Source organism: Methylocapsa polymorpha (assembly GCF_045689225.1).
GTDB classification, from domain to species: domain Bacteria; phylum Pseudomonadota; class Alphaproteobacteria; order Rhizobiales; family Beijerinckiaceae; genus Methylocapsa; species Methylocapsa polymorpha.
Map to the genome: position 1 here is coordinate 1,915,138 of NZ_CP136862.1, position 26,369 is coordinate 1,941,506.

The 26,369-nt window shown below is 61.9% G+C and carries 29 protein-coding genes; 9 read left to right on the forward strand and 20 right to left on the reverse strand.

Going from position 1 to position 26,369, the window contains the following annotated elements; genetic code table 11:
* The first annotated feature begins 57 nt into the window (after nt 1–57).
* Nucleotides 58–282, forward strand: a complete 225-nt coding sequence (locus RZS28_RS08755) for an AbrB/MazE/SpoVT family DNA-binding domain-containing protein (RefSeq protein ID WP_407340921.1) — start codon at nt 58–60, stop codon at nt 280–282.
* Nucleotides 279–677 (forward strand): type II toxin-antitoxin system death-on-curing family toxin, encoded by a 399-nt coding sequence (locus tag RZS28_RS08760; protein ID WP_407340922.1) that lies wholly within the window; start codon nt 279–281, stop codon nt 675–677. Before RZS28_RS08755 ends, RZS28_RS08760 begins: the two co-directional genes overlap by 4 nt.
* Before the next feature lie 125 nt (nt 678–802).
* On the opposite strand, the gene RZS28_RS08765 is transcribed toward RZS28_RS08760, so the two are convergent.
* The 10 genes from RZS28_RS08765 to atpD are packed head-to-tail and all read right to left on the reverse strand — an operon-like array spanning nt 803 to nt 7,311.
* Nucleotides 803–1,651, reverse strand: a complete 849-nt coding sequence (locus RZS28_RS08765) for a F0F1 ATP synthase subunit gamma (RefSeq protein WP_407340923.1) — start codon at nt 1,649–1,651, stop codon at nt 803–805.
* The gene (locus RZS28_RS08770; protein ID WP_407340924.1) at nt 1,648–3,195 is read right to left on the reverse strand and encodes a F0F1 ATP synthase subunit alpha; all 1,548 of its coding nucleotides are present in this window, start codon (nt 3,193–3,195) and stop codon (nt 1,648–1,650) included. Before RZS28_RS08770 ends, RZS28_RS08765 begins: the two co-directional genes overlap by 4 nt.
* Nucleotides 3,192–3,509, reverse strand: coding sequence for a hypothetical protein (locus tag RZS28_RS08775; protein WP_407340925.1), 318 nt, complete (start codon nt 3,507–3,509; stop codon nt 3,192–3,194). The genes RZS28_RS08770 and RZS28_RS08775 overlap by 4 nt, the downstream gene beginning before the upstream one ends.
* Nucleotides 3,506–3,931 (reverse strand): hypothetical protein, encoded by a 426-nt coding sequence (locus tag RZS28_RS08780; RefSeq protein ID WP_407340926.1) that lies wholly within the window; start codon nt 3,929–3,931, stop codon nt 3,506–3,508. Before RZS28_RS08780 ends, RZS28_RS08775 begins: the two co-directional genes overlap by 4 nt.
* A 2-nt stretch (nt 3,932–3,933) precedes the next feature.
* The gene (locus RZS28_RS08785) at nt 3,934–4,176 is read right to left on the reverse strand and encodes a F0F1 ATP synthase subunit C (protein ID WP_407340927.1); all 243 of its coding nucleotides are present in this window, start codon (nt 4,174–4,176) and stop codon (nt 3,934–3,936) included.
* A 10-nt stretch (nt 4,177–4,186) separates the two neighbouring features.
* The gene (locus RZS28_RS08790; RefSeq protein ID WP_407340928.1) at nt 4,187–4,858 is read right to left on the reverse strand and encodes a F0F1 ATP synthase subunit A; all 672 of its coding nucleotides are present in this window, start codon (nt 4,856–4,858) and stop codon (nt 4,187–4,189) included.
* On the reverse strand, nt 4,855–5,142 hold the full coding sequence (locus RZS28_RS08795) for an ATP synthase subunit I (RefSeq protein WP_407340929.1): 288 nt from the start codon (nt 5,140–5,142) through the stop codon (nt 4,855–4,857). The genes RZS28_RS08790 and RZS28_RS08795 overlap by 4 nt, the downstream gene beginning before the upstream one ends.
* Nucleotides 5,139–5,429, reverse strand: coding sequence for an AtpZ/AtpI family protein (locus RZS28_RS08800; protein WP_407340930.1), 291 nt, complete (start codon nt 5,427–5,429; stop codon nt 5,139–5,141). The genes RZS28_RS08795 and RZS28_RS08800 overlap by 4 nt, the downstream gene beginning before the upstream one ends.
* Nucleotides 5,426–5,878 (reverse strand): F0F1 ATP synthase subunit epsilon, encoded by a 453-nt coding sequence (locus RZS28_RS08805; protein ID WP_407340931.1) that lies wholly within the window; start codon nt 5,876–5,878, stop codon nt 5,426–5,428. Before RZS28_RS08805 ends, RZS28_RS08800 begins: the two co-directional genes overlap by 4 nt.
* Complete coding sequence (gene atpD / locus RZS28_RS08810) at nt 5,875–7,311, reverse strand: F0F1 ATP synthase subunit beta (RefSeq protein ID WP_407341084.1); 1,437 nt, start codon at nt 7,309–7,311, stop codon at nt 5,875–5,877. The genes RZS28_RS08805 and atpD overlap by 4 nt, the downstream gene beginning before the upstream one ends.
* 241 nt (nt 7,312–7,552) lie before the next feature.
* Between atpD and RZS28_RS08815 the strand changes: the two genes are divergently transcribed.
* From RZS28_RS08815 to RZS28_RS08835, 5 genes are all read left to right on the forward strand, one after another.
* Complete coding sequence (locus RZS28_RS08815) at nt 7,553–7,738, forward strand: hypothetical protein (RefSeq protein ID WP_407340932.1); 186 nt, start codon at nt 7,553–7,555, stop codon at nt 7,736–7,738.
* A complete protein-coding gene (locus RZS28_RS08820; RefSeq protein ID WP_407340933.1) occupies nt 7,735–9,306 on the forward strand; it encodes a cytochrome ubiquinol oxidase subunit I in 1,572 nt (523 codons plus the stop codon). Before RZS28_RS08815 ends, RZS28_RS08820 begins: the two co-directional genes overlap by 4 nt.
* A gap of 18 nt (nt 9,307–9,324) precedes the next feature.
* Nucleotides 9,325–10,464, forward strand: coding sequence for a cytochrome d ubiquinol oxidase subunit II (cydB, locus tag RZS28_RS08825; RefSeq protein ID WP_407340934.1), 1,140 nt, complete (start codon nt 9,325–9,327; stop codon nt 10,462–10,464).
* A 17-nt stretch (nt 10,465–10,481) separates the two neighbouring features.
* Nucleotides 10,482–10,598 carry a cytochrome bd-I oxidase subunit CydX gene (cydX, locus tag RZS28_RS08830; RefSeq protein WP_407340935.1) on the forward strand — a complete coding sequence of 39 codons (117 nt, stop codon included), beginning with the start codon at nt 10,482–10,484 and terminating at the stop codon, nt 10,596–10,598.
* Between the two features lie 240 nt (nt 10,599–10,838).
* A complete protein-coding gene (locus tag RZS28_RS08835) occupies nt 10,839–12,515 on the forward strand; it encodes a SulP family inorganic anion transporter (RefSeq protein ID WP_407340936.1) in 1,677 nt (558 codons plus the stop codon).
* Nucleotides 12,516–12,554: 39 nt separating this feature from the next.
* On the opposite strand, the gene RZS28_RS08840 is transcribed toward RZS28_RS08835, so the two are convergent.
* Nucleotides 12,555–13,439 carry an NAD(P)-dependent oxidoreductase gene (locus tag RZS28_RS08840; RefSeq protein ID WP_407340937.1) on the reverse strand — a complete coding sequence of 295 codons (885 nt, stop codon included), beginning with the start codon at nt 13,437–13,439 and terminating at the stop codon, nt 12,555–12,557.
* Between the two features lie 453 nt (nt 13,440–13,892).
* Between RZS28_RS08840 and RZS28_RS08845 the strand changes: the two genes are divergently transcribed.
* Nucleotides 13,893–14,312, forward strand: coding sequence for a PRC-barrel domain-containing protein (locus tag RZS28_RS08845; RefSeq protein WP_407340938.1), 420 nt, complete (start codon nt 13,893–13,895; stop codon nt 14,310–14,312).
* 166 nt (nt 14,313–14,478) lie between these two features.
* Here RZS28_RS08845 and RZS28_RS08850 read toward each other — a convergent pair whose 3' ends face one another.
* The gene (locus RZS28_RS08850; protein ID WP_407340939.1) at nt 14,479–16,266 is read right to left on the reverse strand and encodes a PAS domain S-box protein; all 1,788 of its coding nucleotides are present in this window, start codon (nt 16,264–16,266) and stop codon (nt 14,479–14,481) included.
* A gap of 579 nt (nt 16,267–16,845) precedes the next feature.
* Between RZS28_RS08850 and RZS28_RS08855 the strand changes: the two genes are divergently transcribed.
* Nucleotides 16,846–19,032 (forward strand): glycogen debranching N-terminal domain-containing protein, encoded by a 2,187-nt coding sequence (locus RZS28_RS08855; protein WP_407340940.1) that lies wholly within the window; start codon nt 16,846–16,848, stop codon nt 19,030–19,032.
* Nucleotides 19,033–19,099: 67 nt separating this feature from the next.
* On the opposite strand, the gene RZS28_RS08860 is transcribed toward RZS28_RS08855, so the two are convergent.
* The 8 genes from RZS28_RS08860 to moxG all read right to left on the reverse strand — a co-directional run bounded on the left by RZS28_RS08860 (nt 19,100) and on the right by moxG (nt 26,356).
* Nucleotides 19,100–20,611 carry a VWA domain-containing protein gene (locus tag RZS28_RS08860; RefSeq protein WP_407340941.1) on the reverse strand — a complete coding sequence of 504 codons (1,512 nt, stop codon included), beginning with the start codon at nt 20,609–20,611 and terminating at the stop codon, nt 19,100–19,102.
* Nucleotides 20,608–21,234 carry a hypothetical protein gene (locus tag RZS28_RS08865; protein ID WP_407340942.1) on the reverse strand — a complete coding sequence of 209 codons (627 nt, stop codon included), beginning with the start codon at nt 21,232–21,234 and terminating at the stop codon, nt 20,608–20,610. Before RZS28_RS08865 ends, RZS28_RS08860 begins: the two co-directional genes overlap by 4 nt.
* The gene (locus RZS28_RS08870; protein WP_407340943.1) at nt 21,231–22,244 is read right to left on the reverse strand and encodes a vWA domain-containing protein; all 1,014 of its coding nucleotides are present in this window, start codon (nt 22,242–22,244) and stop codon (nt 21,231–21,233) included. The genes RZS28_RS08865 and RZS28_RS08870 overlap by 4 nt, the downstream gene beginning before the upstream one ends.
* Entirely contained in the window at nt 22,241–23,152 is a 912-nt protein-coding gene (locus RZS28_RS08875) for a nonribosomal peptide synthetase MxaA (protein ID WP_407340944.1), read from the reverse strand. The genes RZS28_RS08870 and RZS28_RS08875 overlap by 4 nt, the downstream gene beginning before the upstream one ends.
* 8 nt (nt 23,153–23,160) lie before the next feature.
* Nucleotides 23,161–24,000, reverse strand: a complete 840-nt coding sequence (locus RZS28_RS08880; RefSeq protein WP_407340945.1) for a DUF58 domain-containing protein — start codon at nt 23,998–24,000, stop codon at nt 23,161–23,163.
* Between the two features lie 38 nt (nt 24,001–24,038).
* Nucleotides 24,039–25,067: an AAA family ATPase gene (locus tag RZS28_RS08885; RefSeq protein ID WP_407340946.1), complete on the reverse strand. Its 1,029-nt coding sequence runs from the start codon at nt 25,065–25,067 to the stop codon at nt 24,039–24,041.
* Between the two features lie 288 nt (nt 25,068–25,355).
* Nucleotides 25,356–25,676: a methanol dehydrogenase gene (locus tag RZS28_RS08890; protein WP_407340947.1), complete on the reverse strand. Its 321-nt coding sequence runs from the start codon at nt 25,674–25,676 to the stop codon at nt 25,356–25,358.
* Nucleotides 25,677–25,732: 56 nt separating this feature from the next.
* Entirely contained in the window at nt 25,733–26,356 is a 624-nt protein-coding gene (gene moxG / locus RZS28_RS08895) for a cytochrome c(L), periplasmic (RefSeq protein ID WP_407340948.1), read from the reverse strand.
* Nucleotides 26,357–26,369: the final 13 nt, after the last annotated feature.

Here is a 26,369-nt window from a genome sequence, read left to right on the forward strand (position 1 = left end):
GGGGTTGCGAGCGCGCCCCAATATTACAATAAATAGGCCCAAGAAGAGGAGGCCGCGATGACCATGCTCAGGCTGACGACGATTGGCGCATCGACCGGGGTCGTCATTCCGAAGGAAATGCTGGTGCGGCTGAAGCTCGGGGACGGCGACGCCCTTTACGTCATCGAGACGGCGGAGGGTTTTTTCTTGACCCCTTACGATCCGGCGGTCGCGGAGGAGATCAAGCTCGGCGAGCGTTTCATGATAGAATATCGGACCGCTTTCAAGGCCTTGGCCGAGTGAAGGCTGAGCCGCGCTGGATCAGCAAGAAGGCTTTGCTGCTTCTGCACGAAATGAGCTTGGCCGAGTTTGGCGGCGAACGCGGGATCAGGGACGAAGGCTTGCTCGACTCTGCCCTGGCGCGCCCGCAAAACTTGTACGCCTATCAGACCGAAAGCTCGGTCGCCGTGCTGGCCGCCTCTTATGCCTATGGGATCGCGCGAAATCATGCTTTCGTGGATGGCAATAAGAGAGCCGCCTTCTTGTCGATTGGGTTGTTCCTTGGCGTCAATGGATATCGCCTGGCGGCCGATCCGATGAGCGCCGTTCAAGCCATCTTTGATCTCGCCGCTGGCGCGCTCGACGAGCGAGCACTATCCGTTTGGATCGAAGGCAATATGGAGTTGCAAGGGCCATGAACGAGATCGTTCCTGCGCCTTCGGCCGGCCCCTTTGGGCCGCACGCAAAAGGCGCTTTGTTGAATTCTTCTCCATAAATGTCCGCAACCGGGCGCTCTTCCCCGCCGCTCGCACCCGGCAAACAATCACTCCTCTCGCAGCGCTTCAGCGCCGGTGATGAGTTCGAGGAGCTCTGTCGTGATCTCGGATTGCCGGGCTTCGCGCTCGTCCTGGCGTAGCTTGTCGAGCTTTACTGAGACATTGTCATGCGCCGACTCCATGGCTGCGAAACGCGCGGCGTTTTCGCTCGCGAGCGATTCGACGGCGGCCTTGGTCAGCAGGGCGAAGACATATTCCGACATGAGCTTTTCCAGGAGCGCTTGCGGCTCCAAATTGTGAAGCGGTTCCTGGCGAGTCTCTTTCGCTTGAAGCTTCTCGAGGTCGAGAGGCAGAAGCAGGCTTCGCTCGATCGTCGCCGCGCCGCCCTGGCGGTAGTGGGCGAACATCGCCTCGACGCGAGAGATCTGGCCGCGCGCGATGCGCGCGTAAATCTCGGTGGAAAGCCGGCGGATCGTATCAGGCACGGCCGCAAGGCGGGTCGCCATGGGGCACATCCAGATCACCCGGCGTCCCCGCTCGAGAGCAAGAGCGCCTCCGCGCGTTCCCAGCACGAAAAGCGCGTCTCCTGGCGCGAGCGCGGCTTCGGCGGCCTCCATCAGCCGTTCGTTGAAGCCTCCGACGAACCCGTGCTCAGCTGTGTAGAGAATAAGCGCTCGCCCATCGCGATCCGCTCTCGTCTCCGCCGCCGATTGCGGCATGAGCAAAAGGGCGCCGCCGATCGCGGCCGCCATGGCGTCGGCGTAGCGGCTGATGCCGGGAAGCGCATGCTGCGCCTCCTGCACGCGCATGCCGGCGAGGGACCGCATTGCGCCGACAATGTCGCGAAGCTCGCCCATGCTGCCGATATGGGCCTGGATTTCGGCGAGGCGCGTCATGTCGGTTCGCCTGCTGCCCCGCCATACAATCCAAGGGAGCGAGCCAGCGCTTGCAGCGAGGCTTTAAGCGTCGCGCGCAAATCATCCGACAGCGCCTTCGACTGATCGTCGAGCGCCGCGGCCTCGGGGCAATGCGCGGTCAACCAAGGCCCGAGCGCCTTTCGGAAGTCCCCCACGCGACCGAGCGGCGCGTCATCGAGGACGCCTTCGCTCAGCGCCAATAACAGCACGACTTCTTCCGCGAGCGCCAGCGGCGCAAACTGCTCTTGGCGGAGAGCTTCGCGAATGCGTCGGCCGTGCTCGATCACCTTGCGCGTGCGCTCGTCGACCATCGTGCCGAAGCGCGTGAACACTTCGAGCTCGAGAAACTGAGCGTATTCGAGCCGCAGGCTCTCGGAAAGCGCCTTGAGCACGGGAGCCTGGGTCTTGCCGCCGACGCGCGACACGCTCTTGCCGACATCGACTGCGGGTTTCTGGTCTTCATAGAAGAGGCGCGGATCGAGATAGATCTGGCCATCGGTGATCGAAATCAGGTTGGTCGGTATGTAGGAGCTGATATTGCCGGCCTGGGTCTCGGCGATCGGCAGCGCGGTCAGCGATCCGCCGCCGCGTTCGGGCGCGAGCTTCGCGGCCCGTTCGAGCAGGCGCGAATGGATATAGAAAATATCTCCGGGATAGGCTTCGCGCCCCGGCGGGCGGCGCAGTAGAAGCGAGACTTGGCGATAGACCGCCGCATGCTTGGTGAGGTCGTCGATCACGAGCAGAACATCGCGTCCCTGCGCCATAAAATACTCAGCCATGGTGCAGGCGGCGTAGGGCGTCAGCCATTGCAGGCCTGGCGCCGCATTGGCTTCGCCGACGACGAATAAGCAGCGCTCCAGCGCGCCATAGCGGCGCACGGCTTCGACCACCTGCGCGACCGACGAAGCCTTTTGACCGACTGCGGCGTAGACGCAGATGACGCCGCTCGAACGCTGGTTGATGATTGCATCGACGGCGATCGCGGTCTTTCCCGTCCCACGGTCGCCGATAATCAGCTCGCGCTGGCCACGGCCAAGCGGGATCATCGCGTCAACCACCAGGAGTCCGGTCGCCAATGGCCGCGTGACGAGCGCGCGATCGACGATCGCAGGCGCCGGCTGCTCGGCCGGCGCGAACGATCTGGCGGCGACCGGAGCGCCGCCGTCGAGCGGGACGCCGAGCGCATTGATGACGCGGCCAAGCAGGGCCTCGCCGACTGGGACGCGCGCGACCTCGCCGGTGCCGCGCACGACGCTTCCGGCGTGGATCGCGGTCGCGTCGCCAAGCAGCACGCATCCAATCGCATGCTCGCCGAGATCGACGGCAAGCCCTCGCACGCCGCCTTCGAAGATGAGCAGCTCGTCGAGCCGCGCGTCAGGCAGGCCCCGGACGGTCGCCACCCCGTCGCCGGTTTGGGCGACCCGGCCGATCTGCTCGATGCGGGGCTCCAACGCCAGCCCGCCGATGCGACGGCGGCTCTGGTCAAGCCAGCCGCGCAGATCTTCGCCAAGAGTCGTCGTCACGCCTCGATCTCCGAACGCACCTTGGCGAGCGCGCTCTGCCACGAGAAGCGCAGGATGGCGTTCGGAAAATGCAGCTCCGCGCCTGCGACGAGGTCTGGGTCCACGTCGAAGGAAAAGGCGACGCCCTCACCCAGCAATTGATGGAGACGGAGGCGCCAAGTTTCAGCCGCCTCCAGCGCCAGCGACGAAGCCGTTACGACCGTAAGGGCTTCGCCATTGTCGAGCTGTTCGGCAAGAGCGTCCATTTCGGTCTTGGGAAGCGTCTTGAGATATTGTTCTATTCGTTCGAGCCAAGCCTCCGAGCGCAATTTCACGGGCGCCTCCGCAAGCAAGCGGCGCGCGATGTCGACCCCGAGATCGAAAGCCGATTTCCGCGCTTCGGAAAGCGCCTCGCCGCGCTCCGCAGCGAGCGTCTTGCGCGCCCGGTCGAGGAGGGCGTCGGCGTCGGCTTCGGCCTGAGCGCGCCGCGCCTGGCCGCCTCTTCGGCCTGCGCCGCCGCAGTCTTCAGGGCGGCCTCATGCTCGCCGGCGATGCCGGCGCGTTCGGCCTCGATCGCCGCAAGCTCGTTCTTGGCCTTGGCTTCGGCTGCGCTAGCCTCGGCGAATTGTCCTTCGACCTCGGCGCGGCGCGCATCGATTATGCGCAGCACCGGCTTGTACAAAAAGCGATGCAGCAGCCAAACCAGGACGGCGAAATTGATCGTCTGCAGCCCGAAGGTCCACCAGTCGAAGCGCATGGTCAGCCGGCGTAGGGATTGGCGAAAAGCAGCAGGAGCGCCACGACCAGGCAGTAGATCGCCATCGTCTCGATCATGGCGAGACCGACGAAGAGGGTGCGCGAGATCGTCCCGGCAGCCTCGGGCTGGCGCGCGATCGCGTCCATTGCGGCGGCGACCGCTCGGCCTTCGGCCAGCGCCGGCCCGATCGAGCCGATCGAGACGGCGAGCGCTGCGCCGATGATGCTGATGACTTTCAAGTCCATGAAACCTCCTTTAGCCCTTCCCACCGCCGACCGCGGCGCCGATGAAGACAGTTGCGAGCACAGTGAAGATGTAGGCCTGGACGACGCCGACAAGAATCTCGAGGACCATGAGCGGGATCGGCACGAAGAGCCCGGCGAGCGCAACGACGAGAGCAATGACAAACTCTCCGCTCATGACATTGCCGAAAAGGCGCACCATGAGCGAGAAAGTGCGAGTCGCCTCGGAAACAATGTTGAGCGGCAGCATGATAAGCTTCGGTTCGGCGAAGCTCGCGAGATAGCCAAGGACGCCGCGCGCGCGAATTCCGAAAAAATGCACGGATAGGAACACAATGAAAGCCAGGGCCGCCGGAGTCTCGAGCTTGCTCGTGGGCGCCGCGGCGCCTGGGAGCAGGCCGGAGAGATTGGCGGCGACGAGAAAGATGAAAAGCGTGCCAAGCAGCGGCAGGAATGGCCGCGGGTCCTTGCCGACGACGTCCTCGATCTGCCCAATGACGCTGGTCACGACGAGCTCGATCGCGGCTTGGCGTCGGTTTGGGCGCAATTGGAGCCGCCGCGTCACAAGCCAACAGACGACGCTCAAGACCAGCATGATCGCCCAGGTCGTCGCTACCGGCTGGGTGACAGGGACTGGACCCAGCTGAAAGAGAACGATGCTGGCGAGGGGCGAAGGCTGCGTCACTCGCGCCTCCGCACGGCGCGCAGCGCGACCGCCCGCGCCGCAAGGAAGCCCAAAAACGCAGCGAGCAGCGGCGCTGCGCCGAGCCTCGCGATCAGCGCTAGAATGATCGTAGCCGCGGCAATGCGGCCAAATGTGAGGATCGAAGGGCCGAGCCAGCCGCGTCCCGTAGCAAGAAGGACTGCGGTTCGGTCCAAGGCGGCAAAATAGACAAGCCCGAAGGCGGCGCCCGCGAACGCCGTCGCCAATGCGAGCATGGCGACCGAAGCAAAAGGTTCTTGCATCATTCGTGGTAGATCCTCTGCCAAGCAAGCGCGCATCCGATGGCGAGACCGGCGACGAGAAGGCCGAGCGTCCAGAAGATCCCCGAAGAAAATGTCCGGTCGAGCCAGCGCCCTGCAAAAACGCCGATCAAGGTCGGGGTCACAATGGTCCAGCCGAGCGCGCCGATCATTGCGAGGTTTTGACCGATAGACCGCTCGCCTTCGCGCCGCCACTGCTCGCGCCGCTCGCGCCGTTGCTTAACGGCTTCGGCGAGGCGCTCGGGGCGCTCCGGCTCCGGCTCTTGCGTCATGGCTCAATATCCTCGATCTGCGCGGCGGCTGGGCCGCTCGGCAAGGCCGGGTCGCGATCCGATCTAAGAAAGCGGTAGATCTGCCGGATCGCCGCCAAGTAAAGACGCTGGGCGTCCGTGCGCGCCGTTCGCTCGGCCTCGATCCCACGGCGGAACGTGGCGAGCACCTCGGTTTCGAGATGGCGCAGGTCGTCGCTGGCGACCGCTTCCTGCGTCGCGACGTCGATCGCCTTGCCGCCGCGCACTTCCAGCATTCCTCCGCGGACGGCGACGTGATGCTCCGCCCCTTTGTGATTGCGCCAGCTCACCACCGAGACCGCAAGCGCGGTCAAAAAGTCGGCGTGTCCAGGCAGCACGCCGAAAGCGCCGGTCTCGTCCTCCGCTCGAAGATACGAGACATCATCTGCGTCGATGACGATTGCAAGCGGCGTGCTGATGCTGAGCCTCATGCAGCCCCCTTCGCCGCCGCGGCTTCCTTGCTGCGGGCCTCGTCCAGATCGCCAACCATGTAGAGCGAACTCTCAGCCCAGTCATCGGTCTCGCCATCCAGGATTGCACGGCAAGCGGCAAGCGTCGCTTCGAGCTCGACCGACCGGCCGGATTTCCCAGTGAAGGCGATGGTCACCATGAAGGGCTGGGTCAGGAAGCGCATGAGGCGGCGCGCCCGCTTGACGGCGCTGCGGTCCGCCGCGCTCAGCTCTTCGATGCCGAGCAGCGCGATGATCTCCTGAAGCTCGCGGTAATGGGCGATCGTCTTGCGAACCTCCTGGGCGATCCGGTAATGCGCCTCGCCGACGAGGCGGGGGTCGAGCAGGCTCGAGGTCGAGGCGAGTGGATCGACCGCCGGATACATGCCTTCGCTCGCCATGTCGCGCGACAGGACGATCGACGAATCGAGGTGGCTGAAGATTTCCGCCACCGCCGGATCCGTGAAGTCGTCCGCCGGCACATAGACCGCCTGGATCGACGTGATGGCGGCGCCCGCGACAGAGGCGATGCGCTCCTCGAGTTCGGCGATCTCGCTGGCGAGGGTGGGCTGATAGCCGACGCGCGAGGGCAGCCGGCCGAGCAGGCCGGACACTTCGCCGCCCGCTTGAACCAGACGATAGACATTGTCGATGAGGAGCAACACATTCTCATGAGCCGCGTCCCGGAAATATTCGGCGATGGCGAGGGCCGTGAGCCCCGCCCGCCAGCGCGCCCCGGGCGGCTCATTCATTTGCCCGAAGACGAGGGCGGTGCGCTCCAGCACGCCGGATTGCCCGAGTTCGAGCAACAGCTCGTGCCCCTCGCGCGACCGTTCGCCGATCCCTGCGAAGACCGAGATCCCGGAGTGTCGCTCGACCGTCGTTCGGATCAGCTCCATGATGAGCACGGTCTTGCCGACGCCGGCGCCGCCGAACATCGCGGCCTTGCCGCCTTTCACGAGTGGCGCCAAAAGGTCGATAACCTTGATCCCTGTGTGAAAAATCTCGAGGGCGGCGCCGAGCTCGTCGAGTTCAGGCGCCGACGCATGGATGGGCCGGCGCTCTATGTCGGCGGGAAGCGCTTCCTTGCGGTCGGCCGGCTCGCCAATGGCGTTGAGAAGCCGACCGAGCACCGCATCTCCGACCGGCACGCGGATGTTCGCGCCGAGGGAGCGAACCGGGACGCCGCGCTTCAGCCCCGCCGTATTTTCGAGCGCCACGGCGCGCACCGTCGTCGGGTTGACGTGTTGCTGCACCTCCGCGACGATAGGGCGGCCAAGATCCCAAGCGATCGCGATGGCTTCATTGACCGCCGGCAAGGCGCCCGCCGGGAAGCTTACATCGACAACGGACCCATGGACCGCAATAACTCGACCCAAAGCCGCGCTGTTCGCGTCCCTTGGCGCCAGCTCCATTGTCACAATGTCCTTTGACACAGATCGCGCCTCTATCAGCCGAGGCCTCGACGCGGGCGCCAACGAAATTTACGCGGCAAGGCTTGACCCCGCCTTGACCTAGCTCAACGCGGCGAGGCGTTTCAGTCGCTTAAATACAGAAAAACTTCGTGAAGCTAGTTGGTTTTCTGTCCGGCTGAATGCCCCGGCCGCTGCCGAGTGAGATCGAGCTCCCTCCCGCGGACACGAAAGAATCCAAGTCATGTCGAAGAATATGCTTGCTCGCGAAGTCGCCGTCGTCGTCTCCGTCAAGCTGGCTATCATCATCGCCGCCGCCTTTTTCGTCTTCGGGCCAGGGCAGCGGCCAAGGATCGACGCCGCAAGCGTGCAGGCGCGCTTGATCGGCTCGTTCTCCCAAATCCAGCAGCCCAGGAACATCTTCCCATGAACACAGCCTTGGACGTCGTGCAGCTTTCCAGGCTGCAGTTTGGCCTCACCGCCATGTATCATTTCCTCTTCGTGCCGCTCACGCTCGGGCTTTCCGTGATGCTCGCCATCATGGAGAGCGTCTATGTCATGACCGGCAAGGAGGTCTGGCGGCAGGCGACGAAATTCTGGGGCGTGCTGTTTGGAATCAATTTCGCGATGGGCGTCGCCACCGGCATCACTATGGAATTCCAGTTCGGGATGAACTGGGCCTATTACAGCCATTATGTCGGCGACGTCTTCGGCGCGCCGCTCGCCATAGAAGGCCTGATGGCGTTTTTCCTCGAGGCCACGTTCATCGGGCTCTTCTTCTTCGGCTGGGATCGAATGTCGAAGGTGGGGCATTTGTGCGTCACTTGCCTCGTGGCGCTCGGCTCCAATCTCTCCGCGCTTTGGATTCTTGTAGCCAATGGCTGGATGCAAAATCCTGTGGGCGCGCATTTCAATCCCGATACGATGCGGATGGAAGTCACGGATTTCATGGCGATCCTCTTCAATCCCGTAGCGCAGGCGAAATTCGTCCACACGGTGAGCGCCGGCTATGTCACCGGCGCGGTCTTCGTCGCATCGGTGAGCGCAATTTATCTTCTGCAGGGCAAGCACATTGAGATGGCGCGGCGATCAATGACCGTCGCGGTGAGCTTCGGGCTCGCCTCCGCGCTTTCGGTCGTCGTGCTCGGCGATGAAAGCGGTTATACGGCCGGCGAAAACCAGAAGATGAAGATCGCCGCGATCGAGGCCATGTGGGACACCGAGCCGGCGCCCGCCGCATTCACGATTTTCGGTCTGCCGAACCAGGAGACGCGTCAAACCGAATATGCGCTGCGGATGCCCTGGGTTCTCGGCCTGATCGCGACGCGCTCCATCGACAAGGAGGTGCCCGGCATCAAGGAGCTGGTCGCGCGCGCGCAGCAGCGAATTCATAACGGACTCATCGCCTATAACGCGCTGGAAAAGCTAAGAACGGACCGCACGGACGCAAGCGCGCGCGCGCAGCTCGACCAATACGCCCCGGCGCTTGGCTATGCCCTGCTGCTGAAGCAAATCCGCCCGGACATTGCGAATGCGACCGAGGACGAGATCGCACAGGCGGCGTGGACGACGGTCCCGAGCGTCTCGCCTCTCTTCTGGAGCTTCCGCGCCATGGTTGGGCTTGGATTCTTCTTCATTTTCCTGTTCGGCCTCGCCTTCTACCTGGTTTCGACAAGCAGACTGCTGAAGGCGCGCGCCTTGCTGTGGGTGATGGTCTTCATTTTGCCGCTCCCCTGGATCGCCGCCGAGCTCGGCTGGTATGTCGCCGAAGTCGGCCGTCAGCCTTGGGTGATCGAAGGCGTGCTCCCGACATTTCTCGCCGTGTCGAGCCTTTCGGCGAATAATGTCCTTGTCACGCTTGTAGGCTTTATCGCCTTCTATTCGGCGCTGCTTGTCGTCGACGTCTATCTGATGGTCAAGGCGATCCGCCACGGCCCTGGCGAAATCGAACCTGATGTTTCTGCGCCCCCCTTCGCCGTCGCAAGCGCCGCCGAATAGCCTTGAGAGGACCGCGTCATGCTTGACTATGAAACCTTGCGTCTCATCTGGTGGGTGCTGCTTGGCGCTCTGCTGATCGGCTTCGCCGTGATGGACGGCTTCGATCTTGGCGCCGTCATCCTCTTGCCTTTCGTTGGGCGAACCGACGCCGAACGCCGGATCGTCGTGAACACGGTTGGGCCGTTCTGGGAAGGCAATCAGGTCTGGTTGATCCTTGGCGGCGGCGCGATCTTCGCCGCCTGGCCGACGCTCTACGCGGTCGCCTTCTCCGGCTTCTATCTGGCCATGTTTCTCGTTCTGGCGGCGTTGATCCTGCGGCCGGTCGGCTTCACATTCCGCTCCAAGGTCGACGATCCGCGCTGGCGCAGCATATGGGATTGGGTCTTGTTCGTGAGCGGCCTGGTTCCCGCCCTTATCTTTGGCGTCGCCTTAGGGAACGCCTTGCGCGGAGTTCCCTTTCGCTTCGACGACGCCATGCGCATGACTTATGAGGGAGGCCTCCTCGGCCTCCTCAATCCTTTCGCGCTTCTCTGCGGACTTGTGAGCTGCGCTATGCTCATCATGCACGGCGGCGCCTATCTTGCGCTCAAGGCGGATCAGCCTGTGGCGGACCGCGCCGCGGCGGCAGCGCGAACCGCCGCCCTGGTTTTGGTGGTTCTTTTCGCCGTCGGCGGGCTTTGCATCGCTTTCCTGATCAGCGGCTACAAGATCACGAGCGATCTCGATCACGGCGGCCCCTCGAATCCATTGTTCAAAATCGTTGCGACGGGCGCTGGACTCTGGCTGTCAAATTACAAGCTGTATCCCCTCACTCTGATCGCGCCTGCGCTGGTTTTTCTCGGCGCGATTCTGACCATGTTTCTTCTGCATGCGCAAAAAAACGGTATGGCCTTCGTCGTGAGCGGCCTCGCCGTGGCCGGCGTGGTCGCTACAGCGGGGCTCAGCGTCTTTCCGTTCCTGCTGCCATCGTCGCTTGATCCTAATGTCAGCCTCACCGTTTGGGACTCCTCTTCGAGTCGTTTGACCCTGTTGATCATGCTCATTGTCACAATAGTCTTATTGCCGATCGTGCTGGCCTACACGTCCTTCGTCTATAGCGTGCTGCGCGGGCGAGTGACCGTGGCCTATGTCGAGAAAAACAACTCCAGCGTTTACTGACGAAAGAGAGTCTTGCGATGTGGTATTTTTCCTGGATCCTCGGCGTCGGCCTCGCGGTATCCTTTTCAATCATCAACGCCATGTGGCTCGAACAGCATAAGCCGCCAAAGGGAGGCGCGACGGATCGCGAGTAGGGGCGACAAGGGCGTGAACTGCTCCCCTTGCGTCCTTGGATCATAGCGGCGTCCAGGGCTTTCATGGCTGGCCTTCATCGCCGGCGCGGATTGGCGCCGTCGGCGAAGATGTCGTCTAATCAAATCGCGACCTCTTTGCCGGGCTCCAACCGCTTTGGTCAGTGGCCGATCTGCTCTATGTCCGCTGAAACGTTTCTTGCAGCTTGCTCGGCTTGAAGCGGAAGCATCGGGAGCGCGGCTATGCGATTGAGCCTCTTTGCGGGTCTTCGGCCTTTCAGCCTCGGCGCGGCCCTGCGCGACGCCTTGGCGGGCGTGACGCTTGCGTCGATGAACATTCCACAGGTGCTTGGTTACGCCCGCATCGCCGGCGCGCCCGTGGCCGCCGGCCTCTACACGGTGTTGTTGCCGCTCGTCGCCTTTGCGGTCTTCGGCTCCTCGCGCCATCTGGTCGTGGCGGCCGACTCGGCGACTGCGGCCATCTTCTCCAGTTCGGTGTCCCGCATGGCGAAGCCCGCCAGCGAGGAATATATGGCGCTGGTCGGCATGGTCGCTCTGCTGACCGCCGGGCTCCTGTTGCTGGCGCGGATTTTCAAGCTGGGCTTTCTCGCCGATTTTCTTTCACGCACGGTGCTGGTTGGATTTCTCACCGGCGTCGGGTTTCAGGTTGGCGTCGCGATGCTCGGGGACATGCTTGGCGTGGCGGCGGCCTCGCATCGCACGCTAATTCAAGTTCGAGAGATCGTGCAGGGGCTTCCGCAGCTCAATCTTCCAACGCTGGGGCTATCCGCGCTTGTGGCGGGCGGCATCCTCCTTGGTCAACGCTTCAAGCCGCGATTGCCTGTTTCGCTGGTTGCGGTCGTAGGGACGATCGCGGCGAGCGCCAGCTTCCGCTTCGCTGAGCGGGGCATTGCGGTCATTGGCCCGGTCCCAGGGGGGCTGCCGTCGATCAAGCTGCCTGAGGCAAGCTGGAGCGAAATCCTGGCGCTGGCGCCGGTCGCCGCATCATGCTTCGTAATGATCATCGCGCAAAGCGCCGCGACATCGCGCGTATATGCAGTGCGCAGTCACGAGCGCGTCGATGAGAATGCGGACATCCTTGGGCTGGCGGCGGCGAATGCGGCCGCCGCCGCAAGCGGGACCTTCGTGGTCAACGGCAGCCCGACGCAAACCGCTATGGCGGCTAGCGCGGGCGCGCGCAGCCAGGTCGCACAACTGGTCTTTGCGGGCGTCACCTTGTTGGTGCTGCTGGTCTTGACCGGCCCGCTGCAGTACCTGCCGCGCTGCGTGCTGGCCAGCATCGTGTTCACGATCGCGATCGGGATGGTTGATGCGAAAGGTCTGCGCGCAATCCTCAAGGAAAGCCCGGGCGAGTTCTATCTCGCCCTCTTCACGGCCGCTGCGGTGGTCGTGATCGGCGTCGAGCAAGGCATCCTCATAGCGATCGTTCTTTCGCTCCTCAGGCACGTCAGGCATAGCTATCGCCCGCACGCCATGGTGCTCGCGCCCGACGCGAAGGGCCGGTGGGTGGAGACGCCAGCAGCGCCCGGCTTGGAGACTGAGCGGGGGATGATCGTCTATCGCTTCGGCGCGGATCTGTTTTACGCAAACGTCAACCGTTTCGCCGACGAAGTGCGCGCGCTTGTGGAGAGTGCGCCGACGCCGGTCCGCTGGTTCGTCGTTGACGCCGGCGCCATCACGGACATCGATTTCTCCGCGGCGCAATCCATACGCGATCTGCTCGACGATCTGCACCGCCAAAACGTGGTCATGGTGTTCGCCCGCGTCAGTTCGTATTTGCGGTCGGACATGGACCGCCACGGCATCGCAACGGCGATGGGCGAAGCGAGGATTTTCGTGACGCTTCATGAAGCCCTTGAGGCCGTGCGCGGCGGCGCGCGCCGTAGCCCGAGCACATAGGCGCGAGAGCCACAGGACGTTGGCCGGAGCTTCCAGCTTTCAGCTTGTCGTCTCGCCGGCGTCCTTGGCCGCAAGTTGACCGATCGCCGACCAGTCCAATTTGTCGCCGCCATGGGCCAACAAGGTCAGGAAGCGGTCACGCAGGAGGCTCGCGAGCGGCATGGGCACGCGGAGATCTTCCGCCGCCGCGAGCGTCAGGCGAATGTCTTTCTGGCCAAGCGGCGCCGCAAAGCCGGCAGGTTCAAATTTTCCATCGGCGATCAGCGCGCCATAAGTCTTGTAGACGGGCGCGTCGAACAGCGTCGAGGTCAGGATCTCGAGATATTGCCTCCGATCGACGCCGGCTTTGCCAATCAGCGCCATGGCTTCCCCGACTGCTTCGATGACCGACGCGATCAGGAAGTTGCCGCTGAGCTTCACGAGATTGCCGGCCTTGGGCGCGTCCGAGACGATGAAAGTTTTCTGCCCAATTGCATCCAACAGCGGCGCGGAGGCTCTGAGCGCATCCGCCGCGCCGGCGGCGACGACGAAGAGCTGACCTGCGGCGGCGGCGTCAGGGCGGCCGAACACTGGCGCCGCCACGAAACGCTGTCCGGCTTTTGCATGGGCCGCCTCAAGCCTTTCCGATAGGGCGACGCTGATGGTGCTTGAGGAAATATGGAGCGCGCCTGCCGGTAGGCTGCCTATGACGCCGCCGTCGCTGAATACGACGCTCTCGACAGCGCCGTCGTCCGCCAGCATGGTGATCACGGCCTCGCCACGGCAGGCGTCCGCAACGCTGGCGGCGCCTTTCGCTCCCTGCGCAATCAGCGCCTCAACCTTTGTGCGTGTCCTGTTGTAGACGGTTACGTCATGGCCGCCCTTCAAGAGGTTCGCCGCCATGCCGAGGCCCATGTGCCCCAATCCGATGAATCCGACTTTCATGGCGATGTCTTTCTTTTATACGGTTGATGCCTGACCCGATCAGCGCGGGCGCCGATTGCGAACGCGCCGCCGCCATTGGCGAGTTTACCCCACGAAGTGGCAACGAATGAAAGCGATTGCGAGAACTTCCACAAGACCGCGTCTAACCGAGCTTCAGCGTGACGCCGAGATCAGGATCGCGCGCCCGACGAGCGGGGCGTCGCCTCCGGGCATATCAGCTTCGATATAGAATTCGACGCAACCGCTCAAGGTCGTCTTGTCGCCGAGGCGCATGCAGCATCTTAAACTGATCGTTGATCTAGGCGGCTTCCTCGTGGGAGGACGACAGGGCGTTCGAATTTCGATTTAATGGCGAGCCTTCGCCGGAGGAACCAAGACCCAGCGCCGACGTTTGCCAGCCGCGCGAATGCGCGTCCTAAAAACTCAAGCGTTCAAATGCGAAGGAGATCGCCCATGTTAAAGAAGCTTGCTTTGTCCGCATCGGTCCTTGCGATCGCCGGCGGCATTGCTTTTGCCCAAACGGCGCCGGCGCCGAATTCGTCAAGCGGCCGCTCAGTAGCGGCGCCGCCTTCGTCGCTTTCGACGACGCGTTGGCTCGCCTCCGATATCTACAAGGCGGACGTTTATGATAGTTCCGACCACAAGATAGGCGACATCACCGATCTCGTGCTGGACAACGATGGCAATGTCACGTTGGCGGTCATTGGCGTCGGCGGCTTTCTAGGCGTCGGCCAGAAGGACGTAGCGATTCCCTTCAAGGAACTGAAAGTCTCCACCCGCGGCGGCAAGGATTGGCTGGTTGTCAATCAGACCAAGGACGATCTCATGAAGGCGCCGTCCTATGACAAGAAGATAGACAAGGACAAGATGTGAGGAATTGCCGCGACGCGTCGCCTTGCCGCCGCCAAGCAACAGTTGGAAGAGCGTGACAACCCGGATGCGAGTGTGTCGCCTCTACACGGACGACAGCATCGAGGCGCCGTCTGCGAGCGCGGCGAAGCGCTGGGTGACTAGGGCGCGCAGTTGACGCGCGCCCTTTTCATCCCTTGGCGGCAAATTGCAAGACGAATCGGGTCGGATGCGCTTTGTGGACGGAGCAGTTGCCTCCCAGCTGGTCAGTTAGGACGTTCACCAGCTGCAGTCCCAGAGTCGTTGCACGCGTCAGGTCCACGCCCGCTGGAATGCCGACGCCGTCATCCGTCACGCAGAGGGCCATCTTGCCCTCCGCATCCTTCGTCAGCTCGACGGCGATATTGCCGCGCCGCCCCTGTGGGAATGCGTGCCTTATGGAATTCGTGATCAACTCATTGATGATCAAGCCGCAGGGAATCGCCGTATCGATCGGCAGAAGCGCTTGCACGGCGTCGATCGACAAAGCGATGCGGGCGGGATCTACGCCATAGGAGTTGAGCAAGGCGGGAACCAGCGAATCGAGAAATATGCCGAAATCGACCTTGGCGAAATCCTTTGATTGGTAGAGCGTCTGATGGACCAATCCCATGGAATGGATTCGGTTCTGGCACTCCCGCAACATTTCGATCAGCGACTGATCCTCGATCTTGGCGGCTTGTAGACTGAGCAAGCTCTGCACGATCTGCAGGTTGTTCTTCACTCGATGGTGAATTTCGCCAAGCAGGAGGTCCTTTTCCGCGAGGGCTGCTTGGATGCGGTCCTCCTTCTGCTTGCGATCAGTAATGTCGACGATCGCCGAGAGGATCATCGGGCCATCCTCGGTCTCGATTGGATTGAGGCCGATCTCCACCGGAAACTCGCTGCGGTCCTTTTTCAGACCGTAGAGGTCGCGTCCGGCGCCCATCGGCCGCGCCTTTGGATCGGCAAAGAAGGAGGTTCGGAGGCCCGGATGCTGTGCGCGGAACCGTTGCGGCATAAGCATCTCCACCGGCTGTCCCAGAAGCTCGGCGCGCGAATAGCCGAAAATCGACTCCGCCCCGGCGTTGACCATTTCTATTCGGCCCGTCCGGTTGATCATCACGATCGCGTTCGGGGCCGACTCCACCGCGCGTTGGAAGCGCTCTTGGCTCCGCCTGAGCGTATCCTCCTTCTGCTTGCGATCGGTTATGTCGACGATCGCCGAAAGGACCATGGCGCCGTCCTCGGTCTCGATCGGATTGAGGCCTATCTCCACCGGAAACTCGCTGCCGTCCTTCCTAAGCCCGTACAGATCACGCCCGACGCCCATCCGCCGCGACTGCGGATCGCCAAAGAACAGCGTTCGGAGCCCTGGATGATGGGCGCGGAACCGCTCCGGCATGAGCATCTCCACCGGCTGTCCCAGAAGCTCCGCGCGCGGATAGCCAAAGATCCATTCCGCCTGAGTGTTCACCATCTCGATCCGGCCCGTCCGATCGATCATCACGATCGCATTCGGGGTCGACTCGACCACGCGTTGAAAGCGTTCCTGGCTGCGCCGAAGCGCCTCCTCGGCATTTTTCTGGTCCGTCAGATCTCGGGTCAGGTTCACGAACCCACGGAGTTCCCCTGCCTCATTGCGCATGGCGGTGATGACCACATGCGCCCAAAAGCGCGATCCATCCTTGCGGACTCGCCAGCCTTCGGTCTCAAACCGGTTCTTGGCGGCTGCGGCCAGAAGCTCTCCTTCGGGCCTTCCTCGCCTTGCGTCCTCGGGGGAATAAAACAGCGAGGAGGGCCTGCCCAAAATCTCCACGGCGCGATAGCCTTTGATGCGCTCGGCGCCAGCGCTCCAATGGATCACCCGCCCATCCATGTCCAACGCGAAGATGGCGCAGTCTATGATGGTTTCAACCATCAATCGACGGATCTCCTCGTCCGACCGCACTTCGTTCACAGGATCGCCCTCGAGGCTGGAGGCTGGCGCGGGAGCGCCCCGCAAGGATGAGATCGACCTGGGAGCTGCATCCAAAGAGGTCTCCGCGAACCATCCGGATCCGCGTTTCCCGATAGTTTTTAGATATGCTGGGGTTCGATAATGTCGAGACCGGCAGCCGCTGCTTCGAGGTGAGCGAGTTTAAGCTAGGCCTGGGCGGAGGCCAAATTGAGAATGAACGAACACGCGGTCCGACGTTTGGAAATAATTTGCCTCCGACCAGCGATCGTGAGACAGATAAGCATAGGGGTATAGCCGGCTCTTAAAGGCTAATGGCGCAGCCCGAGCCACGTCCGATGCACTGCCGTTTCATCGTGGGTGAAGCGCAAGGTCGTCACCTATCGTTGGCTCCTGGCCTAAGCTTCGCCGACCGACGAAATTTGTGCGGTCAATGACGTAGCCCACGCCATCGAGCTTTGCGAGCTGCGCTGCAAGACGCTGGCGCTGCTTCCTGGGAAGGCTACGCTTCAAGCGAGACTCAGTCATCAGCCGACGCTCCAGCGAATTTGTTCCCCGCAGAAAATGGACACCGGAGGCGATATGAATGAGGCTGCTCGCGGAGTCGATCATGTCGGGGACGCGGCCGTCGAACTGCCGCAACATTATATTGAGACAGAAACTTCCCTCGTTCAGCGCGCGCTGCGGAGCCTGAAACACGATAATGCTTTCGCGGTCTTCGACGATTACGGCGACATTGGCGTCGCGGGTCCTGGACCCGAAGGCTTATACTTCAACGACACGCGCTTTTTGTCCTGGTGCGAGCTTCGGTTCGAAGGCAAGCGGCCGCTCCTGTTGAGCTCGGTCGTCCAGGACGACAATGCGGCGCTCTCGGTCGATCTCGCCAATCCCGACGTTCATGCCGATGGCGCCATCACGCTGCCGCGCGACACGATTTCGATCGAGCGCACCAAGTTCTTGTGGCAAGCCGTCTGCTATGAACGCATCCGTTTTCACAACTATTCCGACCACTCCAGACGATTTCGCATCGACATTTGTTTCGGCGCCGATTTCCGCGATCTCTTCGAGGTGCGCGGAGAATCTCGCGCCAAGCGGGGCAAAGTCGACACGCGGCTCCTCAAGACCGGCGTCGAATTTCTTTATCAAGGGCTCGACAATCTGAAGCGCAAGACCGAGTTGCGGTTCTGGCCGGAGCCGGTTCGCCTTGAAGCAAACCGGGCGAGCTTCGAATTCAACCTCGCTCCGAACGAGCGTGGATCGCTCTGTATCTCGGCTCTTTGCCAAGATCGAAATCAACCGAAGTTTATCGACTTCTCGCGAGCCTATCGGGACCGGCGGCGCGACATTCGCGCGAAGACGAGCGGGATCGCGACGGTCGAAAGCTCGAACGATCTATTCAATGAGCTATGCTGCCGATCCATCTCCGATCTCTATATGTTGATTTCGCGAACGCCTTATGGGCTTTATCCCTATGCCGGCATTCCCTGGTACAGCACGACTTTTGGCCGCGATGGGATCATTACGGCGATGCTGCTGTTATGGGTCGATCCGAACATCGCCAAGGGCGTTCTCAATTTTCTGGCCGCGACCCAGGCTAAGACCTTCGACGCCGGCGCCGACGCCGAGCCCGGCAAGATTCTGCATGAGACAAGAAACGGCGAAATGGCCGTTCTCGGGGAGGTCCCGTTCAAGCTCTATTACGGGACCGTCGACGCCACGCCGCTCTTCATCATGCTGGCCGGAATGTATTTCGACCGAACCGGAGACGCGGAGACGATCGCCGCGCTCTGGCCGAACATCATGGCGGCGCTGAACTGGATCGACGCGTTCGGCGACAAGGACGGCGATGGCTTCGTCGAATATGCGCGGCAGTGCGAGACGGGCCTCGCCAATCAAGGCTGGAAGGATTCCTATGATTCCATCTTTCACGCCGACGGCGCTCTAGCCGAAGGGCCGATCGCATTGTGCGAGGTGCAGGGCTATGTCTTCAGCGCCAAGATGCACGCGGCGAAGCTCGCTCGCCAGCAACGCGAGCTCGATCTCGAAAACAGGCTGCTCGCCCAGGCGCAAGCTCTGCAAGCGAAATTCGACGCGGCGTTTTGGTGCGAGGATCTTGGCGTCTACGCCTTGGCGCTCGACGGGCGCAAGAAACCCTGCAAAGTCAAGACATCGAATGCCGGACATGCTTTATTTACGGGCATCGCCGCGCCTGAGCGGGCGCCCAAGCTTGTGCAGACGCTTCTCGGCCCCAATTTGTTCAGCGGCTGGGGGATCAGAACCGTCGCGAGCGGCGAGGCGCGCTACAATCCGATTTCCTATCACAATGGCTCGGTCTGGCCGCACGACAACGCCTTGATCGCGCTTGGCTTCGCTCGCTATGGGTTCGCCAGGCAGGCAAGCCGAATTTTTTCGGCAATGTTCGAGGCGGCGTCGTATCAAGAGCTGCGTCGATTGCCGGAATTGTTTTGCGGCTTCATCCGCAGGCCGCACCGCGGGCCAACCGCCTATCCGGTCGCTTGCGCGCCGCAGGCCTGGGCCGCGGCCACGCCCTTCGCTTTCCTTGCGGCATGTCTCGGCATGGATTTGCTCTATCGCGATTTAATCCATTTCATCGAGCCCATACTGCCGGACTTTCTGGATCATGTGGAGATAAGTCAGTTGAGCCTGCGCAATTCGCGCTTGGACATCAAGTTCCAGCGGCATGGAGATGACGTGGCCCTCAACGTGCTGAGCAGGACCGGCGATGTGAAGGTCATGCTCGTCAAATGAAGCTGAGGACGGTCCTCCCAGTTTGTCCATGCGCTGGCGAAGCAGGCCCTCTTCCACGGGATCTGTTCTAAGGCGCGGGCGTTTCCTTTGTCCGGATCGCCGGCGGAACCCGGTTGACGACCGGCGACAGAAATTTGAGGTAGATTGCGATCGCCGTTGCATCGGCTTCGTTCAACAGGCTGGATTGCGTCCGCCAGGGCATCGCCGACGAAAGAATGCGGCCGTCCGGAGCGACGCCTTCCTTGAGGGCCTTGACGATGTCGCTGACGCTCCATTTGCCGATCCCCGTTTGAGGATCCGGAGTGATGTTTGGAGGATAGACGCGCGCCAAGGCGCCGGCCGGGATCGGATGATCGCCGCCGATCATTAGCCGGTCGGCAACCAGGTCGCCAGATTCCGTGCGGGGCGAATGGCAGTTGGCGCAGCCAGTGATTCTGGAAAGATATGCGCCTCTCGCCAACTGCTCGGATGGGTCGGCATGCGCTGAGCGCGGAGCCAATGCAATCGCTATTGCTATGGCCGCGACCGCGACGAGTCGCCCTCGATGCTCATGGAGGCTCGGCCTTTTGTCCCACGCACGCCAAAGCTTGTGGCGCCAGTTCGGGGCTCCGGCCGCCCGTCGATCGAGCGCCGGGAGCGCCCCATAGGTTATGACGAGGAGAGCCAGAGAAAGCGCGGCGGGAATCCACGCGACGCCGACTGTGACGCGGGTGGGACGGGCCGCGACAGCGCCCTTGAAGGCTTCCATGAAGTTTTGAAAGCTGTCGAAATGTGCATAGCGAAGGCCTGTTTCCATGGCGAGATCCTTGAGATGCGGCTCGTCGACAGCCGACAAATATTCATGGCCGGCCGACGCCGTTCCGCCGAAAGGCGCGTTGCGCGGATTGAAGCCCTCCCTTTCCTCTGCGCCTGGAGGGGGCGGCGCATTCACGTTCTCGTTGGGAACGTCGCCCGGGTGCCAGAAGCCGGTCTCATGGCCAAACGCGTCGAATTTCGGAATTGGCGAGAGATCATATCCGCCGACGCCGACGATCAATCCCTTTACAAGACCAGGCTCGCCCTCAAAATGTGGACCGCCTGTCCAGGCAAGAGGCGGAGCCTCCTGGCCGTCGCTCATGAAAACGAGATCGGCGCTAAGGTCATTGGCCAAAGCGACTGACCGATAGAGCCCGCTTGCGATGCGGCTATCGCCTTCCCAGGCCATGCGCCAATCGAGCGCCGCGATTTCGCGATCCAGCGCTTCGAAATTGTCGCAGACCTCAGTGGGTTCAAACAGGAGAAACGGGCGTCTTTCGGTGAAAATCGCAAGCCCGAGCCGCGACTGACACGGCAAGGCGGTCAGCATTTGCCGCAACCCATCCTTCATCATGGCGAGACGGCTGGCCGGTCGCCCATTCATCCGATAGTCGCGCGTATTCATGCTGCCGGTGATGTCGAGCACAGCAAGAAGATTGAAGGATTGGCGCTGGAGTTGGACCGGAGGCAGCGCCAAAGCCAGCCCCGACAAGGCCGCGGCGGAGAGCGTGAGCCAGAAGCGGAGATCGCGAAACGCAGGAAGGGCCGGGAGCGACAGCCTCATGGCAACCCCTCCGGGACGCCAGGCATATCCGGCCAGAGCTGCTTCGACGCCGGCAGGGGGTCGCCTTCATCGTCCTGGCCGAGCGGATAATCGCGAACAAGACGGAGAGCCACGTCCAGATTATATTTCGCGTTCCAATTGCCGGGGTCCATTTCGAGAACGCGCCGGAAATTCTGCTTCGCGAGATTTACGATTGGAGCCGCGCCGCCAAGATCGCCGTCCGAGATCACCTTGAAGGCTTGTCTCAGACGCGCGTTCCCGAGATTGAAAAGAAGAGTCTCGAACGCCTTTTGATCGCCGCGCCGCGCGAGCGTTTCCGCAAGCCCTTGCGCTTCGTCAATGCGCTCATGGGCCAGCAGGAAGCTGGCGCGTGCGAAAATGACTGCGGCGGATGCGCGATCATTCACTGTGACGTCATGGTCCGCGCGCAAGGCGGCGATCGCGCGGTTGTCGGAAAGGCGTGCGACCCAGGACACGCCCGCCACGGCCAGCGTGATGAGCGACGCAAGCAAAAAAAGCGCGGCGGCCCAGTCGATCACGCGACGAGATACGCGGATCCGCGCGGCAAATCGATGGCTTTTTCGTCGCCGCCATTCTTGTGACGGCGTTGCTGGGCTGCTCATGGCGAGACCGCCCTCTCAGCGCCGCGTGGCGCGCTCGCAGAATCTCCGAGCCGGCGCTCCACTAAGCGGGCCACGAGAAGCAATAGAAGCGCCGCCAAGGCGACGGCGTAGGCGCGGCTCGAATAGTCGCGCCGAGGAGTCTGCTCGAAATATTGCGCCGGGCTTGTTTCGAGCCTGTTGATCGTCTCGACCGCCGTCCTGATCGCATCGGGATTATCCGCCTCGAACGCGCGATAAGGGACGCCCAGGCTTTCAAAGAACCGATGCAGCGCGGCCGGCGCATCTCTGTCCGGCAGAGCATTGGCCTCGAAAAGGCCCGGATCGCCCTCCGTGCGCAGGTAAAGATAGTAGATATGCGCGCCGAGCTTCAGCACATCAGAGCGAATCTTCTCCTGGACGAGCCGATCAATGACGCCGGCGCCATCTGACACGAAAAGGATGACCCTCGTCGCGGTGTCGAAATCGGTCTTGAACGTCGCCAAGGCCAAGCCGAGCCCGCGCCCGATATCGGTATGCGCCAGGGCGGGGCGGTTCATGGCGTCCAGCGCCGCCATGATAGGCGCGCGTTTCGCGGTCATCGGCATGGCCAGGATCGGCGAGGTCGAAAATGCGACGACCGCGAATTGATCATGCGGTCTTTCGGAAAAGAACGCTTTGACCAGCCTGACGGCGGCAGCCGTTTTGGATTCCTCGCGTCCGGCCGGAACCTGATTGGCGAAAGTCTGATCCATGCTCAAGCTGCGGTCGAGCAGCAGGACGATATGGGCGCCTTCTCCTATGTGCTCCACAGTGACCCTCTTGCGATGCAGACCGGCGATGCCGAGGACCAAAGCGACGACGCAAATTGCCGCAAGCATCCGCAGAAAAGCGTCGACGCAGAGTGAAAGGCGGTCCCTCGGCAAAACCGCGAGCCAAGGGTAGGCAATCGCCTTTTGGCCCGGATTTATCAGGGGGATAAACGCGACAAGCAGCAGCCAAAGGAGCTCGGGGTGATCGACTGAGAGGTTCATCGCAACCCGCGCTCCGCCGCGCTCAGATTTTGACACAGCGCAGCCACAGCCCCGAACGAAAGCGCGTTCATGGCGCCGGCGCAATCCGATTCGAAAAACATGCGGCGGGATATGGCGAAGAATGCCGCGATCTCGGCTTCGAATATTCGAAATTGTTGATGGCCGGAGAGAAAGGAGTCGAGATCATCGGCAAGGATGACGCGGCCGTCGGTTTTGTTGAAAGCTTCGTGCAGCAGGGTCAGGGCTTGGCGATACACATCCTCTCCAACTTCCGTCTTCATCAGGCTCTTGAGGCGCCTCGCGGCGTCGGTGAAGGGACGCCGCGGCCTCAGGCGGAATGGCGGCCAGGCGCGGCCGTAAGCAAGCGCAAGATAGGAAGCCAAAGCCGCGAAACCCGCGCCGAAAACGCCGTTGCGATCGCGGCTCAGATATTCGTCATAGGGCGGGACGTCGGGTTGAATGAACATATTGTCCTTGCTTTCCTTGGGCGACACCTCTCGAATTGGAGAGGAAAGAAAGGACCACTCCGGCGCGGCGGCCGCGCTCGATTGATCGGCCTTGTCGAAGATGAGTTGAAACCCCGGGATCTTTAGCCAATGCGGTTCGAGAGGGTCGTAAAATGTTTGATATGTCAGCTTCAGGATGTAGCGCGTCCCGCCATCTGACGACGGCGTCGCGCTTGTTTGGATCGCCTTGAGCGTGAGCCAATAGTTCAGCGGGCCGGGCGCCGGAAGAGAGGACTCCTTCAAGGTTACGCCATTGTCGACGACAATGACGATCTCATCCTCGATCAGATCGCCAATGTAATATCCGAACAGCCTTGGCTTATGAATTTCGAGCGATCGAACCTGCGCCAGGCCGGGCGCTGTAGAGAGGAGGATGCATAAGGCGCAGGACAGAGCGCGCATTCGAAACCTCATCCGAGAAGGAGATGCTCGCTGAGGCGATCCGCGTCGAGCCGATCGATGATGCGGAACGGAGCCCTTCCGAAACGCAGGCACAGCCGTTCGAGGCTGCGCTCTCGCTCTCGCGCCCGCGCCAGCAAGGTCTTGCGCAGGTTCGGCCGCATGAGAGTCAGTCTTGCTTTCCCGCTCTCGAGATCGCGAAGCTCCATCAATCCCCAGGATGGCAGGTCCTGCGTTTCCTCCGCGCACCGCAGGACGATCGACGCGACATCGTGCCTCGCGAGCGTCTCCAGCGCAGCTTCGACATCGGCCAAGGGCATGTGGAAGTCGGACACGAGAAAGATCAGCTTGCGATGGGCGCCGAGCCGCTCCGCAGCGCGCCTCAGCCCCTGGGCGCTTCTTCCGCTCGGCGCAAATCGGCTGAGTCGATTGAGAATTTCCGTCTCATTGCCCCGCTTGCGGCTTGCGGGAAGGAACAGCTCATCCCTGACGTCTTCGTCGCAGCCGATAAAGCCGAAGGCGTCGCCGGCGCGATGAGCCGTGATCGCGACCGCGCGCGCGAGTTGTTGAAGGATCCGCATTTTCGGCATGCCTTCGCCGAAACGCATGGACGCCGATAGATCCGCGATGACATAGACCGCAATGCGGCTGCGCTGCTCCGATTGACGCACATAGATTTCGCCAAAGGGATTGCGAAGCGACTGGCGCAGATCGATCCGCCGCGCGTCCGGTTGGCGCCAGAAGGGGACGTAGTCGTAAAAATCGCCATCGGCGCCATAATGGTGCGCGCGATGCGATCCATGCCCATATTGGCTGGGACTCCACCGGATTCGGTAGGAGATTTCCCGCATGGACTGGGCATCCGGTCCAGTTCGCCGGTCGCCGCGGTTCATGGCGTGGGGACCTTGTCGAATACAGCCTCACAGAGATCGCGAACGATCCGATCGCGGCGCAGCTCATAAACGAGATCAAGAAAGATGCGATGCGCGACAGTCTCGACGAAGACCTCGCGTAGGTCTTCGGGGACCACCATGTCGCGGCCCTCGAGCCAGGCGCGCACGCGAGCAGCCCGAACAAGGTAGCTCATGCCGCGCGGGCTTGCTCCGCCATTCACCAGCCGCTCGGTATCGACTCCCTCGAGCTCTATTCCGGCGGCTCCAGGATAGCGGATCGCCTCCCAGAGCGAGAGGAGATAGTTTTCGAGCGTCGCGCTCGTGTGAACACTTGCTTGAATGGCTTCCGCCACTGCGTCGAGCTGACGGAAGTCGATGAGATCCGCGTGGATGGTCGAAATCAAGGCGTCGACATTGTGGAAGCGCGGATTGAAGACCAGTTCGCGTCGAACCTCGCGATCGAGCGGCGTTTCGACCATGATTTCCATGAAGAATCGATCGCGCGCGGCGGCCGGCAATTCGAATGTTTCTTCCTTCTCCAGGCGATTGCGGTCAGCGAAGACCTGGAGATAGGGAAAGCCGAATTCCTTGTTGAAGGCGGTCACGCTGCGCTCAGCCATCAGCCGAAGCAACAAAGCGTGGACTTGCGGCCGGGCGCGATTGATTTCGTTGAAGAAGAAGATCGCGAGATCCGGTCCTTGCTGGAGAACGGGGCCGTTTTCGATGCGCGGCCGTCCATCCGCGCCGATCGCCGCATGATAGAGCAAATCGCTCGGCATCAGATCGATGGAGCCCTCCATGCGCTGATACGGACCTCCGATGGCCCGCGCCGCCGCGCGCAGCAAGGTAGTCTTTCCGACGCCGACGTCGCCCTCCAAAAGAACATGCCCGCGCGCGAAAATGGCAATGGTCAGCAGCCGTATCACGCGCTGTTGGCCGATAACGACGCGCGCGATCTCCAATTCGAAAGCGCGCGCTCGCTCGCGCCATTCTTCGAGCGCAATGCGGGGACTTGTGCCGGTCATGGTAATGCTGAAATTCCGCTTTGCTTTCGCGCGACGAGATGGACCGTGAAGCCAAGCTGAAAACGCCCGGCGCGGAACCTGCTTAATTCCGCGCCGGGCGACACCGCGTCGGGTAAGCTCCGCCCGGATGAGAGCACGCGATGTTCCTCAAACGAAAGGCGTGGGCCTCTCGGACCTAGAGCATGTTCCGAAAAAGTTGATCGACTTTTTCGATCAGAACATGCTCCAACTCTTTGAGTTTGAGCGATTCCTTTTCGATCAGATGATTCCATCTGATCGGGAAGCGCTCTAGTTGGGGCCGCCTGGAATCTTGTTGACGTCGTAGATAAACTGGCCCCAGGCCTTGAAGTAGCGAACGCGCTTTTCGTTGCGCTCGTCCATCTGATCCTCGGCGTCCTGTTGCTTCGCGAGCTCCTTGGGATCGTGATGCGGATCGTATTTTGAGCCTATGCCCTTTTCGGGATAGCCCGGCTGCGGCTCCCAGCAATTGCCCGGCGCCTTGCAATGGGTGCCGTCATATGCCGCCATCGCACTTGGCGCGGAGACAAGCGATAGACCGGCGGCGACGCCGAGCCCCACTGCTGACAGAGTGAAAAAAGTCCATTTCATGCTAAGCATCCTCCTGGCGTTTATTTGCTCCCTGCTCGACCATCGAGCGGTCGATCTTATTTGGCTGGCTCATGCCGAGCGCTTTCGTTCGACGGCGCGCAAAGACCATCAGCCTTTGCGACGACCGCGTCGGTCTCCAGTTTATAGGGAGCGTAATTCTTCTTCTGCTCCTCGGTGAACCAAGGCGCGTCCTGGACCGGACCGCTATAAAGGTGACGCACCCAGGCCATGACCTGAAGTATCTCATCCAGCGTGAGGTCTTCGTTATGCGGGCCCATCATCCCATTGGCCCCGCCGAATATCGTCGCAAACAATCCTTCGTCGGTCGTGTTGATCGGATAGGTCCAATAGTTGTCGCCGAGATTCGGCCCGAGCTTGCCCTCCGCATATTCTCCATGGCAACCCGAACAGGCCGTCAGAAATAGCGATTTGCCTGAAGGAAAACATGACTTCACTTCATTGTATGGGTTGTGGCCAGTCGACAGGAATTGCTTGACCGCCGGCGTGTCGTGTCCGTTGGCCAGCGCCTCATCGAGCTTGAGAGGCTCCCCTGTGACTGTGTTGTGAAGGTCTATGGTCGCGCCCGATCCTGCGGCGTGAGCCGCGCAATTCATCGTGGGCGTTACGGCCATGGCGAGCGCCGCTGCTTGCGCGAGCGCGCCAATTGCAATTTTTCTCATTCGTTTTCGGCTC